Source organism: Thiohalomonas denitrificans (assembly GCF_016841685.1).
Lineage (GTDB): Bacteria > Pseudomonadota > Gammaproteobacteria > Thiohalomonadales > Thiohalomonadaceae > Thiohalomonas > Thiohalomonas denitrificans_A.
Genome location: NZ_JAENYR010000083.1, coordinates 1 through 14,986, shown reverse-complemented (window position 1 = coordinate 14,986; position 14,986 = coordinate 1). Strand labels below are relative to the sequence as shown.

Below are 14,986 nucleotides of genomic sequence, written 5' to 3'. Positions count from 1 at the left end.
GCTGCGCCTTGTCCTGACGTTTTTGGGGGGCTCTGAAAGTATCGCCAAGCATGCAGCAGTACACTAGACATCGGTACCATTCACAACCAGATACGCGATAATCGCTAATGCGACAGTCGCCCAGCCGATGCGGTCGATATAGATCCGCAGGGTACGCTCCATGCGCGCCCCGCCCCATACCATAAGTGCAGACACCAGATAGAACCGGCCGCCGCGGCTAACCAGCGAGGCAAGCGCAAACGCCAGCGGGGGCATGCCCATCACCCCTGCGGCGATGGTAAATACCTTGTAGGGAACCGGTGAAAAACCAGCGAGGAAAACCGCCCAGAACCCCCACTTGGCGAACCAGCCCTGCACCTCCTGATATTTGCTCCAGTATCCGGCCTGATGCAGCAGCGGTTCGATCACCTCAAACAGGAAGTGTCCAATAAGGTATCCAAACAGACCCCCGACCACCGATGCAATGGTGGTGATGCCGGCATACCGCCATGCCTTGGAGGGATTGGCCAGCGCCATGGGCGCCAGCATCATATCGGGCGGAATCGGGAAGAAGGAGGATTCGGCAAAGCTCAGCCCTGCCAGATAGCGAGGCGCATACGGGTGGACAGCCCAACGCATGACTCTGCTGTAGATGGCGGAAAACATCAGCTGATCACCCGTGAACGGCCCACCATGCCCTTCAGCATTGGAACAAAACTGACGGATTCAACCACCTCCTGTTCGCACACATCGCCATGACGGGTAATCACCACCAATTCCTGCTGCTCACCCTCGCCCACCGGCAGGACCATCCGTCCGCCATCGGCCAACTGGTATAGCAGTGCTTCAGGGATCTCGGGCGGCGCCGCGGCCACCAGAATGGCATCAAACGGCGCATGCTGACTCCAGCCTTCGTAACCATCACCCAAACGCAATGATACGTTGTAGATAGACAGCTCACGAAGATGGCGCCTGGCCTTGTGATAGAGAGCCTCGATGCGCTCCACGCCATACACCTTCTCCACCAGGCGGGCGAGAACCGCAGTCTGGTAACCGCAGCCGGAGCCCACCTCAAGCACCGTTCCGGGCGACCCCTGCATAACCAATTCGGTCATGCGCGCGACGATGTAGGGCTGCGATATGGTCTGCCCGCTGCCAATCGGCAGTGCCGTGTCCTCATAGGCGCGGGTCTCCAGGGCCTCATCGACGAAGATATGCCGGGGAAGGCTTCGCATCACATCGAGCACCCGTGTATCGGTCACGCCCTGTTCGGAGAGCCTCTGCGCCAGCCGTTCGCGGGTACGCTGCGAGGTCATGCCAATGCCCACGTGACGATTCATCGAAGAGTTCCTATGGGTGGCAACCAACACTCAATGGCCTCGATGGCGTTGTAGCGGGTGAGATCCACCTGAATGGGCGTTACCGAGGCGCGACCGTTTCGAGTGGCGTGAAAGTCGGTCCCCGGCCCTGCGTCCTGCTCCGCACCGGCCGGGCCAATCCAGTATATGACCCGATCGCGCGGGTCGGTGTCGCGAATGACCGGTTCGGATTTATGCCGCCGGCCCAAGCGAGTCGCCTCGATTCCCTCCAGTGCCTCCCAGGGCACGTCGGGGACATTCACGTTCAGGATCGTATCTGCCGGAAGCGGTGCCTCGCGCAGGCGCTTGATAAGCTCCACCGCCACCCGGGCGGCAGTTTCGAAGTGCTTCGGCTGGTGACTGGTCAGGGAGACCGCAATGGCAGGGAGGCCGAGAAAACGTCCCTCCATGGCGGCGGCCACCGTCCCCGAATAGAGCACATCATCGCCCATATTGGCCCCGGCGTTGATCCCCGAAACCACCATATCCGGCTCCTCATCGAGAAAGCCGGTAACCGCGAGGTGAACACAATCGGTCGGGGTGCCGTCGACGCGAATCACGTCGGGCGCCACCCGAACCGCCCGCAGCGGCCTCTCCAGCGTCAGCGAATTGCTGGCCCCGCTCCGGTCCCGTTCGGGGGCCACAACCGTGACGTGTCCCAACTGCCTTAACGACTCGGCGAGACAGCGCAGGCCCGGTGCCTGATAGCCGTCATCATTGCTGACAAGAATCTTCATTCCTTGCTTGACTTACGCTGGTTCGAAGAAGCGTACTATACCCGAACAGAGGGGCGGAAGCAGCCGGAGAACGGTCGTGATAGACTTCGATAATCGAAGGTTCATGTCATGGCGAGCAAATATCGAATTACAGAAGAGGAGCAGACTCTGTTCCGCGAGACGGTGCGCGATGCGGTACCGCTTCGCAACGACCGTGTGTCACCCTATCGCCAACGCCCTCGACCTCACCCCCAGCAACAGGAACGCGATGACAGGGAAGTACTTCGTGACCTGCTTTCCGACCCGTTGGATCCCGCCGATCTGGAAATCGGTGATGAGTTGCTCTTCGCCCGCCCGGGCCTGCAGCACACGGTTATCCGCAAGCTCCGCCGAGGCCATTACAGTGTCCGGGCCGAGCTGGACCTGCACGGGCTGACCTCTATCGAGGCGCGACAGGCCGTAGTGGAATTTCTCGCTGATTGTCACAGGCGGCATATCCGATGCGTTCGCATCATCCACGGAAAGGGCAACGGTTCCATGAATCGGGAACCGATTCTCAAGCGAAAAGTGGCTCACTGGCTACGGCAACGGAAGGATGTTCTTGCCTACGCCTCGGCCACTCCCACGGACGGCGGCACGGGCGCCGTCTACGTCCTGCTGCGCAGGGCCCGCTGAGCAACGAGTCGAGTGACTACACGACCCCCGGCCCGGGCGGCGACCGATGGATAAGATCCTCTCTCCAGCTCTCCAGCGTCTGTAGGCAGTAACCCAGAAGTTTGACACTGCGCTGCTCGGATTCCGATTCCACATAGCAGCGAATTTCCGGGGCGTTGCCTGACGGGCGCAGATGAATGATTTCGCCATTTTCAAAGACCACCCGAAGACCGTCCGTGGTATCCGACTCGACCGGAGAACCGCAAATCCCGAATAGCTCTGCGAAACGTCCCAGGTCGTCTGCCCCTTTCGGGGTGAGTGGTTCCAGCTTTAGCCTCGCCCACTCCGTTGGAAACTCCTGGACCCGACCGCTGGCCGTATAGCGGCCGGGTAGCGTAGCGAGCAGTCGCGAAATACCGCCGGCCTCCCGAGCCAGGCGAAGCAGAATCACCACCACTATCACTGCATCCCGAGTCGGTAACTGCGACAACGAGCGGTCTTCGCGATCAATCCTGGTCCCGGTCAGAAATCCACCGTTGGCCTCATAGCCGACCACGGTATTGGCGCCTTTGGCGCATGCGCCATTCATCGCCTCGATCACGAACGGCGAACCAATCTGCGTTCGCAACACCTCTTTGAACGCCTTGATCTTTTCGACGGCGGTATTGGAACTCACCGGTGTGACTACCGTATCCGCACCGAGATAGCGAGCACAGAGTATTCCGGCAATGTCCCCCCGCAACCATCGACCGTTTTCATCACTGACCATGGGGCGATCGCCATCGCCATCGGTCGATACGACGCTGTCGAGGCGATATTCAGCCGACCAACGACGGGCCAGTGCCCGATCTTTCGCCCTGATGGCCTCGGTATCCACCGGGACAAAGGTCTTTGAATGGCCCAACGCGATAACTTCGGCACCCAGGCTTGTCAGTACGAGTTTCAAGGCTTCGCCCGCCACACTCGAATGTTCATAAACCCCGACTCGCAAACCGTTTAAGCACCCGGCCGGGAAGAAACCCAGATAGCGTTGGACATAGCTCTCGAACGCGGCGGGATCGGCCTCCGGCAGCTCGTGCGTCACCGACACGCTGCCGTCCTCGTTAAAACGGTTTGCCGGTATCGAAACCGATTGGGCCCGGATCGCAGTTTCATCGGATTTAAGGATCTCACCGGATGGTTTGTTGAATTTCAGACCGTTTCGGTCGTCGGGGATATGACTGCCGGTAACCATGACGCCAGGGAGTCCGGTGGCGATACTATAAAACGCCAGGGCCGGTGACGGCACAAAGCCGCTGTTGATCACTTGATATCCCCTGTCCCGGGCGGCCATCGCCACAGCCGCCATAATGCGGCGTGTGCTTGAACGTAAATCACCCGCAATTGCCAACTTCCGGGAGCTGACCTGGTCGCTTTGTTCCAAGTGCTGGAGGAAGGCCAGGGTGTACGCATAACAGACTTCGTCGGTCATAGCCGCGACAGTGCCGCGGGCACCACTCGTCCCGAACCTGACCCCGCTGCGAATCATGAGTTGCTCAATATCCCATCGCCGCTCCATCATTTCCTCAAGCCCGGTCGCCGGTTTCGGACATACGCCGGTAGTCATCCTGAAAACGGACGATGTCGTCTTCACCCAAATAACTACCGGTCTGGACTTCAATGAGTTCCAACGGAATCTTGCCCGGATTCTCCAGGCGGTGGAGTGTGCCCAACGGAATATAGGTCGACTGGTCCTCGCTGATCAGGTGAGTCTCCTCGTTACAGATGACTCTGGCCGTACCCCGCACGACAATCCAGTGTTCAGCCCGGTGATGGTGCATCTGCAGTGAAAGGGCGGCGCCCGGATTGACGATGATCTTTTTCACCTGAAAACGATCAGCGCGGCTTACTCCTTCATAGAAGCCCCACGGTCGATGCACCCGGCGGTGAAAATCGCACTCCTCACGCCCGGCTGCTTTCAGTTGTTCGACAATCAGCTTGACCTCCTGGCTGCGGTGCTTGTCGGCAACCAGAACCGCATCAGTGGTTTCAATAACGATACAGTCTTTCAGGCCAATCGTTGCCACCAGCCGATCTTCGGCACGGATGTAGCTCCCTGTGGTATCTACGGTCAGAGCATCACCCTTGATCACATTGCCGTGCCCGTCTCTCTCTTCGGCGTCGCAGAGTGCCGACCAGCAACCGATGTCGCTCCATCCGGCTTCTAGTGGAACCACTACCGCCGAATCGGTGTGCTCCATGACGGCATAATCGATCGAGACATTGGGGCAGGTAGTGAAGGCAGCCGGGTCCAGCCTCGTGAAAACCAGGTCACGGGTTCCCGATTGGTAGGCCTCGGAACAGGCCCTCACGACCTCCGGTGCCCACAACTCGAGTTCCTGGAGAATGCGATCGGCACGAAATAGAAACATACCGCCGTTCCAGTAGTAGTCGCCCGAATCAAGGTACTCTTCAGCCGTCAACGCATCGGGCTTCTCGACAAATCGGGAAACCTGCGATACGCGGCCGCCCTCGACCGCCCGGATGTAGCCGTAACCGGTCTCGGGCCGGGTGGGAACGATTCCGAAGGTCGCCAGGGCGCCCTCTTCAGCCGCTGTCGCCGCCTGGGCGACCGCTTTACGAAACGCGGCTGTATCCACCAGCAAGTGATCGGCAGGGAGCACGATGAGCAGTTCGTCCGGATCCTTTTCACGCGCAGCCATGGCTGCGATGGCGATGGCGGGTGCTGTATTGCGACCGAAGGGCTCGAGGATAATGCCGCCCTCTTCAATGCCGAGTTCCCGCAACTGTTCAGCCACCAGAAACCGATGCTGTTCATTGCAGATGACCGTCGGGAGTCCCCCGCCATCGATCCCCTCCAGCCGCTCCACTGTTGTCTGCAACATGGTCTTGTTGCCGATAAGGGGCAGGAACTGTTTGGGATGTGACGAACGCGACAGAGGCCAGAGACGGCTTCCTGCACCACCTGCGAGAATTACCGGAACCATGACAAACAATCCATGTTTTTCTTCCTGAATGAGGCGTTAGCACGAAATTTCTCTCGCTGACGCTATCCTCTTTCAGTATAGATTGGATATTCCCTTCGGCGAAAACAGACAAAAAGCATTCACGGTTCAAGAAACGACTAACAAGCCCGGTTCTGGTAGGGAATGCACCCTCTTTTTGCGAACCATGCGGCAACACCGGGAACTGGATACCGTTATCTTCCCACTGGAGATTTGGCTAGGCCGATTCTTCTTTGGAACGATCCAATATTGACTAGCCGGAGAAGGTTTGATGTTACTACACCGCACAGTTTCCCCACTGCTGCTTGCTGTGGGTCTGGCCCTGTCCAGTAGTGCCGTTTCGGCTGCGGAAAGCTTCTGTCCGAAGGGGAGTGACCCCGATCCGGCTGTTCTCTGGTGCGACAGCTTTGAGGATGAAGATCTGGGGCCCAAGGGAACGGTCGCCGAAAACTATGCCGAATATAACGACGATGACGGCGACTTCCGGCGGACCACCGCCCAGAGCGCCCACGGTAAACATGCGCTGCAAGCGCGCTTTCAGTCTGGAGAAGTGGGCGCCGGATGGCTATTCAGACATTTCGGGCGCAACCCGCTTGGAAGCCAAAGCCATGGCAGTTCCGATTTCAGGGAGATTTATTGGCGCTATTACACCAAATTACAGGATGGCTTCATCGGATACCCGGACAAGAGCTCACGAGTCACTATCTTTGCCAACAGTAATCGGGCCCAGGCGATGATTGCACATATCTGGTCCGACTCCAGCGATCGCGCCTTTCTGAAGATGGACCCGGCCTCCGGCATCAAGGACGACCGCCTTGTCACGACGAAATGGAATGACTTCAGCAACCTCACCTGGATGGGCGCCCGAAAAGGAACCACACCGTTGCAGGCCGGGAAGTGGCACTGCGTCGAATCACGTATAAAGCTGAATAGCCCGGGAAAGGCGGATGGAATATTCGAATACCGGATTGACGGCAAACTGCAGGCCGGCCGCTCCGACCTGAACTGGGTGGGCCGCTGGGATGATTACGGAATCAACTCCGTGATGCTCGAAAACTACTGGAACGACGGTTCACCCGCGGATCAGAAACGCTATCTGGACGCCTTTGTGATCTCTACCCAGCCGATCGGCTGTGTCTCCGTAGCACCGAACCCTCCGAAAAACGTATCCGTACAGTAAGCTCCGGGCTCCCGCACGGAAGCGGGAGCCATTCAGAGCGGCTTCTATTCGACCTCAAGCAGTTCCCGAAGCACCGTGGTGGCGTAGGTGCCGGGATCCAGCTGAAAGGCGATTTCCAGGGTGTCGGTCTGCAGGTGCCACTCAAGATGGCGGACCGGAAGCCGGAGAGCCCGGCGCTCCTGCTTCAGCCGGGCGGCTTCCAGGCCGTCTTTGAAGTTTTCCAGGCCGGTCAGCACCTGGTCTTCCATCCGTAGCGCCTCCTCTACAGGCATACGATGGCCTTCTCCCCAGAGGGGGCCGGTGGGGTGGATCTCTCCCGCTTCAACGCGGTCGGAAAGCGTGGCATCGGCGTTTTCGCCGGAAAACACGGCGCTGCGCCCATCCAGCATCAGAACCTCCCCGGCTATGGGCCGGTTCCAGGTGCCGGTCAGGACCCGCTCCGAGAGTACGCGATTGAACAGCCAGGAGCGGGCGGCCGAGAGATAGAGCCCCCGTTTCATACGGTTACGTTCGCGAAACTCCCCGCGAAACAGGGCTTCGGCCCGGTCCAGGTTCCCGGCACCTCGCCCGAACCGCTGGGGTCCAAAGTAGTTCGGGACACCCTGCGCCTGAACCGTCTCGAGGCGCTCCTGTAGCTTCCCCTTGTCCGCTACGACCTCGCGCACCACCAGCGAGAAGCGATTGCCTTTCAGCGCACCGCGGCGCAGTTTGCGTCCGTGCCTGACGCTCTCGAGAATCCGGACCTCTTCGCTCTCCAGAGCGAACCAGTCCGGCTCTTCGCTACCAACCAGGCGCACGCTGAACCACTGGGTGGTGACAGCATGGCGATCCTTCAACCCGGCAAAACTGACATCGACCGGCCGCACACCCGCGAGCCTGGTCAGTGAACGGGCGACGAAATCGGTGTTGGCATTGCGCTTTTCGATATGCAGCAGGACGTGCTCACCCGCGCCATCAGGCGTGACCAACGGGATCTCATCGACGCGAAAATCCTCCGGCGCGGTGCGGATGACACCGGTCCCGGCGGGACCACCATGGGCGAACGCCCAGTCGAGAGACCAGGAAGTCAAAGGCACTCTTCCAGCAGGACCACGGCGTGAGAGGCAATCCCCTCGCAACGCCCGGTGAAACCCATCTTTTCGGTGGTGGTCGCCTTGATGTTCACCCGACCCGGATCGATGTCGAGATCGGTGGCGATATTCGAGCGCATGGCGTCGAGGTAGGAGGCAAGTCTGGGGTTCTGGGCAATGATTGTCAGGTCGGCATTACCCACACTGAAACCCTCTTTAGTGATAGTTTCAACCACCCGCCGCAACAGGATACGACTGTCAATATTTTTGAAGTCGTCACTGGTATCGGGGAAGTATTTGCCGATATCACCGAGCCCGGCCGCACCGAGCAGCGCATCACATAGGGCGTGCAGGACCACATCCCCGTCGGAGTGCGCCGCCATGCCCCACTCGAATTCGATCTCGACGCCCCCCAGCACCAGACGGCGCTCCGCAGCAAAGCGGTGCGCATCGTAACCGTGGCCGATCCTCATACCTCCTCCTGCTGGGCCAGATAGAGCGCCGCCAGAGCCAAGTCCCGGGGACGCGTGATCTTGATGTTGTCGCCGTGACCTTCGACCATCTTCGGCCGGTAACCGGCCCGCTCGATGGCTGCCGCCTCGTCGGTGAGCCATTCCCCAGCTTCCAGGGCGGCCCGCAGGGCCTGCCGTAACAGCCCAAAGCGAAACATCTGCGGTGTCAAAGCGCGCCAGAGCCCTTCCCGGGACACCGTCTCCAGTACATCGCCCCGACGGTCGGTCCGTTTCACCGTATCGGCAATCGGCAGACCCAACAGGCCGCCCACCGGATGCCCCGCCAGCTCGGACAACAGGGCATCGATGTCCTCGGCTCTCAGGCAGGGACGTACCGCGTCGTGCACCAGCACCCAGTCGTCATCACCGGCCCGCCCGGCCAGCTGTTCCATGCCATTGAGAACGGAGTGGCAGCGCTCCTCGCCCCCCGCTACTGTTTCCAGCGCCACTGGCACTTGGGGCTCAGACCAATACCCATCCTCGGCGCCGATGACGACCACCAGTCCGCGCAGGCCCGGATGGGACCCCAAACGACTCAGGGTATGGTCGATCACGCGGCGGCCATTGAGTTCCAGATACTGTTTGGGCCTTTCGCCACCCATGCGCCGGCCGACACCGGCTGCAGGCACTACTGCCCACCAGTCGGATATAGAATACGGGGAGTTCATCGGGTCTCACGATTCCACTGGAATGGTTTATTCAATCTTCCACCACCTGATAGAAAGTCTCACCCTCCCTAATCATCCCCAGCTCGGTGCGCGCCCGCTCCTCTATCGCCCCACGGCCCTTCTTGAGGTCATAAACCTCCGCCTCCAAAGCCCGGTTGCGTTCACGTAACGTGGCGTTTTCGGCACTCTGGGACTCAACGGCCGCATTGAGTCGGCGAATCTTGAGCAGTCCGCCGTCTCCCAACCACAGCTTGTACTGCAGGAGCACCAACAAAAGGACAAGGGTTGTGGCAAGCAGTCTCATGACGGGACCAGATACTCAGCAGATACACCGAAGGGTACCGGTATTTGCACCGCAGAGACGCAGAGTACGCCGAGGTAAAGTTGCTGGTTCGAAGGTGCGTAAGGAAAGATCTCGTCCATTCAACGCCTTTCTCAGCGAACCTCTGCGCCCACAGCGTCTCTGCGGTGATCCAATGAATCGGTTCGGGTGCACCCAAGGATGCCCGGAGAGACCTGTCCGGGCAACCCAATCCGTCACATTTGAATCACGGTAGGTTATAGAAGGCCTCGCGACCCGGATACCTGGCCTTTTTGCCCAGCGCCTCTTCGATGCGCAGCAGCCGGTTGTACTTGGCCACGCGATCGGAGCGGGAGAGCGAGCCGGTCTTGATCTGACCCGCATTGGTGGCCACCGCCAGGTCGGCAATGGTGGTGTCCTCCGTCTCGCCGGAGCGATGGGAGATGACCGCCGTGTAGTTTGCCTCTTTGGCCATTTTGATGGCTGCCAGGGTCTCGGTCAGAGTGCCGATCTGGTTCACCTTGATCAGGATGGAGTTACCGACACCCTTGTCGATGCCCTCCTTCAGAATCTCGGTATTGGTAACGAACAGGTCGTCGCCGACCAGCTGCACCCTGTCGCCGAGCCGTTCGGTCAGGATCTTCCAGCCTTCCCAGTCGCTCTCATCCATGGCGTCTTCGATGGAGATGATCGGGTACTTGTCGACCCAGGCGGCCAGATAATCGACGAACTCTTCGGAGCTGAGGCTTTTGCCTTCGGATTCCAGAACATATCTGCCATCCTTGTAGAACTCGGTGGCTGCGGCATCCAGGGCCAGCATGATATCTTCCCCGGCCTTGTAACCCGCCTTTTCGATCGCCTCGAGAATGACCTCGATCGCCGCCTCGTTGGACGGCAGGTCCGGGGCAAATCCGCCCTCGTCGCCGACAGCCGTACTCATCCCCCTGTCCGCCAGCACCTTCTTGAGGGCATGGAAGATTTCGGCACCGTAACGCACCGCTTCCGCCAGACTGGGGGCGCCAACCGGCATGATCATGAATTCCTGCAGGTCCACATTGTTATCCGCATGGGCGCCACCGTTGATGATATTCATCATCGGCACCGGCATCATGAACTCCTGCGCCTTGGCCAGGTTGCGATAAAGCGGCAGTTCGTGGGCTGCAGCAGTCGCTTTGGCGGCAGCCAGGGAGACGGCCAACAGGGCATTCGCTCCAAGGCGCGCCTTATTGGGCGTGCCGTCCAAGTCGATCAGCAGACGATCGAGAGCCTCCTGATCATTGGCATCGAAGCCGACCAGCTTCCGGCGAATTTCACCATTGATGTTCTCCACGGCCTGGCGGACACCCTTCCCAAGGTAGCGGCTGTTATCGCCATCCCGCAGCTCAATGGCTTCGCGTGACCCCGTAGAGGCACCGGAAGGCACGGCCGCGCGACCAAGCGTCCCATCGACCAGGAAGACATCCGCTTCCACCGTTGGGTTGCCACGGGAGTCGAGGATTTCCCGGCCCCGGATATCACGAATCTGAGTCTTCAGTGTGCTCATCGTCCTTCCCGTTTTCGTTTTTTATTAACTGAAAAGATCAACCGCAAAGAGCGCAAGGCCAAACATCAAGCAGCAGGCCCTTTGCGGGTGTTCCTGCCTCGGCGTGAAATGGCCAGCTTTAGCTTGAACAATTCACCCAGAAGCGCAGGGAATGGATTTATCGAGAGCTTGGCGTTCCGGACTCATCCGGTTCATTGGCTTTCAACCCCATCCGCAGTTTTCTCTGTCCCCTCTGCGTCTCTGCGGTTATTCAAACCATGTCCTGGCGCTCTTTGCGTCTTTGCGGTGAAGTTACACTCCTTCAAACGAGCCTTCGATGAAACCGTGCTGTTTCACAGTGTCATCGAGCGCCTTGAGGGTGCCGAGCAGCCGCTCCATCTCTCCCAGGGGCCACATGTTGGGCCCGTCACTCAGGGCGTTGTCCGGATCCGGATGGGTCTCCATAAAGAGACCGGAAACACCCGCGGCCACGGCTGCCCTCGCAAGCACCGGCACAAACTGGCGCTGCCCCCCCGAACGGCCGCCCTGGCCGCCCGGCTGCTGCACCGAATGCGTGGCGTCGAACACCACGGGTGCGCCGGTCTCACGCATGCTCACGAGCCCTCGCATATCGGAGATAAGGGTATTGTAGCCAAACGAAACACCGCGTTCGCAGATCATTATCCGGTCGTTACCGGTAACGCGGGCCTTCTCCACCACGTGGGACATATCCCAGGGTGCCAGAAACTGCCCTTTTTTAATGTTGACGGGCCGGCCCTGGCGCGCCACCGCCTGAATGAAGTCGGTCTGGCGACAGAGAAACGCAGGGGTCTGCAATATATCCACCACCTCGGCTACTTCGTCCAATGGTGTGAACTCATGGACGTCGGTCAGCACCGGCAGTTGCAGTTCACGCTGCACCCTCTCCAGGATCCGAAGCCCCTCCTCGAGTCCCGGCCCCCGCGGGCTGCCCGCCGAGGTCCGGTTGGCCTTGTCGAAGGAGGATTTAAAAATAAAGGGGATGCCCAGTCGCCCGGTGATCGCCTTGAGTTCGGCGGCCGACTCCAGCACCAGCGCCTCGCTCTCGATCATGCAGGGCCCCGCAATCAAAAACAGCGGCCGGTCGATTCCGGCCTCAAATCCGCACAGGTCCATCAATCGCCGCTTCGCTCCCTGTATTCGATGGCCGCACGCACGAATCCGGAAAACAGCGGATGACCGTCGCGGGGCGTGGAGGTGAATTCGGGATGGAACTGGCAGGCGATGAACCAGGGATGATCGGCAAGCTCGATCACCTCCACCAGGTTGCCGTGTCCGGAGATACCCGTCACCTGTAAACCGGCCTGAATCAGCCGATCGCGGTAGTTGTTGTTGAATTCGTAGCGATGACGGTGCCGTTCATGAATTACGTCCCGGCCGTACACTTCCCGAATGCGGCTACCATCCTTGAGCCGGCAATCCTGTCCACCCAGACGCATCGTGCCGCCCAGGTCAGAGGACTCGTTGCGAGTCTCGATAGTACCGTCGGCCTCCATCCATTCGGTAATCAGGGCGATAACCGGCTGCTTCGCCTTTTTATCGAATTCGGTGCTGTGGGCATCGGGGATACCGGCCACATTACGTGCAAACTCGATGCAGGCGACCTGCATGCCCAGACAGATACCCAGATATGGCACCCGCCGTTCACGGGCAAAACGGACCGCCTCGATCTTGCCCTCGACCCCACGCTCGCCAAAACCACCCGGGACCAGAATCGCATCCATTCCCTCCAGACGCGCCGTACCGGACTGCTCGATCTCTTCGGAGTCCACATAAACGATCCGGACCTTGGTGCGGGTCTTTATGCCGGCATGCAGCAGCGACTCGGAGAGCGACTTGTAGGCCTCGGTGAGGTCCACATATTTGCCCACCATGGCGATGGTGGTTTCCTTCTCCGGATGGTCCATAGCATCGGCCACTTCCAGCCACTCCGACAGGTTCGCTTCCGGACAATTCAGACGCAGTTTGTCAACCACGATACTGTCCAGCTTCTGCTGATGCAGGAACAGCGGGATCTTGTAGATGCTGTCTACGTCGATGGAGGAAATAACGGCCCGCTCCTCGACATTGGTAAACAGCGCAATCTTGCGCCGCTCCTCTTCGGGAACCATGCGATCCGCGCGACAGATCAAAATGTCCGGCTGAATACCGATGGAGCGCAACTCCTTGACCGAGTGCTGGGTCGGCTTGGTTTTCAGCTCACCGGCGGTGGGAATATAGGGCAGCAGCGTCAGGTGCATGAACAGCACATTATCGTGCCCCTCCTCGACGCTCATCTGACGGATGGCCTCAAGGAAAGGGAGCGACTCGATATCGCCCACAGTACCGCCGATTTCCACCATGGCGACATCGGCCCCTTCGGCGCCCCGGATGATCGACTGCTTGATCTCGTCGGTGATGTGCGGGATCACCTGGACCGTCCCGCCCAGATAGTCACCACGGCGCTCCTTGCGAATGACGTTCTCGTAGATCCGCCCCGAGGTGAAATTGTTGCGCCGGCTCATCGTCGTGCGGACGAAGCGCTCATAGTGGCCCAGGTCCAGGTCGGTTTCCGCACCATCTTCGGTCACGTAGACCTCACCATGCTGAAACGGGCTCATAGTGCCCGGATCGACATTGATGTACGGATCCAGTTTAAGGAGTGTGACCTTCAGGCCGCGCGCCTCGAGAATGGCCGCAAGAGAGGCGGCAGCAATACCCTTCCCGAGGGAAGATACGACACCACCTGTAACAAAAATATACTTCGTCATGAAGATTCGGGGTCTTAGGTGAAAGGAGAGCTCAAGCTAGAAGCTTGTCCGAGAATAGCGACCGTCACGAGGGCAAGACGGATTGAGTCAGATTTTTCAGTCATTTGAGGCGAATAGTGGTTCTATTTAACGAAAATGAGCGGGAAAATCTGGCCAATCAGGCTTGGCCCAGTAGGTCAGCCTATTCTCGGACAGGCCCCTGGCAGCATGCGCTGACGGGAGAGCCGGTTCGAGTCCTATTTTTCGATCTTTCGATGCGAATAGTGGGCCTATTCAACTAGAAAAATCGGGGAATGGGACTCAAACCGGCTTTTCCGCAGTAGGTTACGGTCAAGTCCGAAAGGCCGCTCGGTTCATTGTCGGTTTTTTTGGAATGCTTTTCAATGGCATTCACGATTCCAGAGCAGTTCGAGCCCGGCTTCCCCGGCCGTGGCGACAAATGCCTCTCCATAACAGAGATCGGCCACCGCGGCCAATTCCCCGCATACGCTCAGAACCGGTATTCGGCCCCTCTCCCACGGTGGTAGACCGGCTTCCTGAAAAAGCTTTTTGAGCGAGTGGCTATGGCCCCGTCCGACGGGCCGGCAGCGCTCACCGCCCGCCCGGAAATGCACGGAAACGGTACCCGTTGCAAACAGATCGGCTTTCAGGCCACGCCCTCGCGTCATGCGCAGGGTTAATTGGCCCAGTCCCGCAGGGAGGGCGAGCTCTCCCGCCCCCGACCACTCCACCCGCCAGCCCTTCGGAACCGGTTCCAGCGGGGCCATGGCGTAGAGACGGCCACGATAACCGCGAACCTCTGCGCCTGGCCACCGGACCAACGGCTCTGCATCCTCCGAAGCCGGCATCACTTCGTCCAGGATACGATTCAGGTTAGCCGTATCCGGAGTGGGCAATCCCTGACGACGGATCCAGAACCGCAGGGCATTACGTAGTCGTGCCGGCGACAAGGCCCGCAACGACTCGACTGCCAAAGCCGGAGCGACTTCGCTGCCCTCCACGTCCATGGCTGCCAGTTCATCAAGCAGTTCGGAGGCCTCAGCGCAGTGCATGGCGCTACGGGCCATCGAATGCGCTGCGCCGGACCGACACTGCATCAGACGGGGGAGGATTTCGTGTCGTATACGGTTTCTATCAAAACCGGTGTCAAAATTACCAGGGTCCTCTATCCAGACCAGCCCGGCCGCTTCGGCCCACGCCCTGAGCTCCGAACGCGGGACCGCAAGCAGCGG

At 59.5% G+C, this 14,986-nt stretch carries 15 protein-coding genes; 2 read left to right on the top strand and 13 right to left on the bottom strand.

Going from position 1 to position 14,986, the window contains the following annotated elements:
* Positions 1-63: 63 nt before the first annotated feature.
* The 3 genes from Q7L05_RS14650 to surE are packed head-to-tail and all read right to left on the bottom strand — an operon-like array spanning position 64 to position 2,074.
* Positions 64-618, bottom strand: coding sequence for a YqaA family protein (locus Q7L05_RS14650; protein ID WP_303908269.1), 555 nt, complete (start codon positions 616-618; stop codon positions 64-66).
* 26 nt (positions 619-644) lie between these two features.
* On the bottom strand, positions 645-1,319 hold the full coding sequence (locus Q7L05_RS14645; RefSeq protein WP_303908266.1) for a protein-L-isoaspartate(D-aspartate) O-methyltransferase: 675 nt from the start codon (positions 1,317-1,319) through the stop codon (positions 645-647).
* A complete protein-coding gene (gene surE / locus Q7L05_RS14640; protein WP_303908263.1) occupies positions 1,316-2,074 on the bottom strand; it encodes a 5'/3'-nucleotidase SurE in 759 nt (252 codons plus the stop codon). Before surE ends, Q7L05_RS14645 begins: the two co-directional genes overlap by 4 nt.
* Positions 2,075-2,182: 108 nt before the next feature.
* On the opposite strand from surE, the gene Q7L05_RS14635 reads away from it, so the two are divergent.
* Positions 2,183-2,728 carry a Smr/MutS family protein gene (locus Q7L05_RS14635; protein ID WP_303908260.1) on the top strand — a complete coding sequence of 182 codons (546 nt, stop codon included), beginning with the start codon at positions 2,183-2,185 and terminating at the stop codon, positions 2,726-2,728.
* Between the two features lie 16 nt (positions 2,729-2,744).
* Here Q7L05_RS14635 and Q7L05_RS14630 read toward each other — a convergent pair whose 3' ends face one another.
* The gene (locus Q7L05_RS14630) at positions 2,745-4,268 is read right to left on the bottom strand and encodes a phosphomannomutase (RefSeq protein ID WP_303908258.1); all 1,524 of its coding nucleotides are present in this window, start codon (positions 4,266-4,268) and stop codon (positions 2,745-2,747) included.
* Positions 4,269-4,272: 4 nt separating this feature from the next.
* The gene (locus Q7L05_RS14625) at positions 4,273-5,694 is read right to left on the bottom strand and encodes a mannose-1-phosphate guanylyltransferase/mannose-6-phosphate isomerase (RefSeq protein ID WP_303908255.1); all 1,422 of its coding nucleotides are present in this window, start codon (positions 5,692-5,694) and stop codon (positions 4,273-4,275) included.
* Between the two features lie 289 nt (positions 5,695-5,983).
* On the opposite strand from Q7L05_RS14625, the gene Q7L05_RS14620 reads away from it, so the two are divergent.
* Positions 5,984-6,892 carry a hypothetical protein gene (locus Q7L05_RS14620; RefSeq protein ID WP_303908253.1) on the top strand — a complete coding sequence of 303 codons (909 nt, stop codon included), beginning with the start codon at positions 5,984-5,986 and terminating at the stop codon, positions 6,890-6,892.
* A 44-nt stretch (positions 6,893-6,936) separates the two neighbouring features.
* Here Q7L05_RS14620 and truD read toward each other — a convergent pair whose 3' ends face one another.
* From truD to tilS, 8 genes are all read right to left on the bottom strand, one after another.
* A complete protein-coding gene (truD, locus tag Q7L05_RS14615; protein ID WP_303908250.1) occupies positions 6,937-7,962 on the bottom strand; it encodes a tRNA pseudouridine(13) synthase TruD in 1,026 nt (341 codons plus the stop codon).
* Entirely contained in the window at positions 7,959-8,435 is a 477-nt protein-coding gene (gene ispF, locus Q7L05_RS14610; protein WP_303908247.1) for a 2-C-methyl-D-erythritol 2,4-cyclodiphosphate synthase, read from the bottom strand. The genes truD and ispF overlap by 4 nt, the downstream gene beginning before the upstream one ends.
* Positions 8,432-9,142, bottom strand: a complete 711-nt coding sequence (gene ispD, locus Q7L05_RS14605) for a 2-C-methyl-D-erythritol 4-phosphate cytidylyltransferase (protein ID WP_303908242.1) — start codon at positions 9,140-9,142, stop codon at positions 8,432-8,434. Before ispD ends, ispF begins: the two co-directional genes overlap by 4 nt.
* Positions 9,143-9,173: 31 nt before the next feature.
* Positions 9,174-9,446 (bottom strand): cell division protein FtsB, encoded by a 273-nt coding sequence (gene ftsB / locus Q7L05_RS14600; RefSeq protein WP_303908239.1) that lies wholly within the window; start codon positions 9,444-9,446, stop codon positions 9,174-9,176.
* 244 nt (positions 9,447-9,690) lie between these two features.
* Positions 9,691-10,986: a phosphopyruvate hydratase gene (eno, locus tag Q7L05_RS14595; protein ID WP_303908236.1), complete on the bottom strand. Its 1,296-nt coding sequence runs from the start codon at positions 10,984-10,986 to the stop codon at positions 9,691-9,693.
* 291 nt (positions 10,987-11,277) lie between these two features.
* Entirely contained in the window at positions 11,278-12,120 is an 843-nt protein-coding gene (kdsA, locus tag Q7L05_RS14590) for a 3-deoxy-8-phosphooctulonate synthase (RefSeq protein WP_303908234.1), read from the bottom strand.
* Positions 12,120-13,754, bottom strand: coding sequence for a CTP synthase (locus Q7L05_RS14585; protein ID WP_303908231.1), 1,635 nt, complete (start codon positions 13,752-13,754; stop codon positions 12,120-12,122). Before Q7L05_RS14585 ends, kdsA begins: the two co-directional genes overlap by 1 nt.
* Positions 13,755-14,134: 380 nt before the next feature.
* On the bottom strand, positions 14,135-14,986 hold an 852-nt coding region (gene tilS / locus Q7L05_RS14580), incomplete at its 5' end, for a tRNA lysidine(34) synthetase TilS (RefSeq protein ID WP_303908229.1).